Consider the following 677-nt stretch of genomic DNA (forward strand, 5'->3'; position numbering starts at 1 on the left):
TTTACGGATGCCAATGGCACGCAAACCATCAGCGTGGCTGACGCCATTGCTGGGGTTAGTGTGAGCATTCCAGCGGGTAGCAGCATCCTGCCAACCTTTACCATCACCCCAAATGACGATGCCATCTATGAGGTCTCAGAAGCGCTGAGCATGAGCATCAGCAATGCGCTCAATGCCGCCATTGGCACCGCCACCGACAGCGCCACCATCTTCGATGAAGACGCGACAGACGGCACCGTAAACGAGGGCGACAAACCGACCGTCACAGTTGGCGACGCCAGTGCCATCGAGGGCGATACCCTCGTGCACAGTGTCACCGTCAATGGCGTCACCGAAGCCGACGTCACCTATGACTTTGATTTAACGGATGGCAGTGCAACCGCTGGTGATTACAGTAGCGACCCTGCTGATCTCATCTTTAGCAACGGTGTCACCTATGATCCAGTAGCGGGCACCATCACCGTCCCTGCTGGGGTCACCGACTTTACCGTCAGCTATCCTGCGCTTACTGATGCCATTCTTGAGAACAATGAAACCACCACGCTTGAGATTGGCGGCGTGATAGGCATCGGCACGATTAACGATGCGGGTGATGCCATACCTGTGGTGAGCATTGAAGCGACGACGGACAGCGCCACCGAAGGTGTAGGCGACAGCATCGTCTTTGCCATCAGCCA

Annotated in this window: 1 protein-coding gene; it reads left to right on the forward strand. The window is 56.3% G+C overall.

All coding sequences use genetic code 11. From position 1 onward, the window contains the following. The coding region (locus I6E84_RS13880) for a Calx-beta domain-containing protein (protein ID WP_197218593.1) at positions 1-677 on the forward strand (677 nt) is incomplete at both ends.

It is taken from the genome of Psychrobacter sp. SCQQ22, assembly GCF_015864605.1.
Taxonomy (GTDB): domain Bacteria; phylum Pseudomonadota; class Gammaproteobacteria; order Pseudomonadales; family Moraxellaceae; genus Psychrobacter; species Psychrobacter fozii.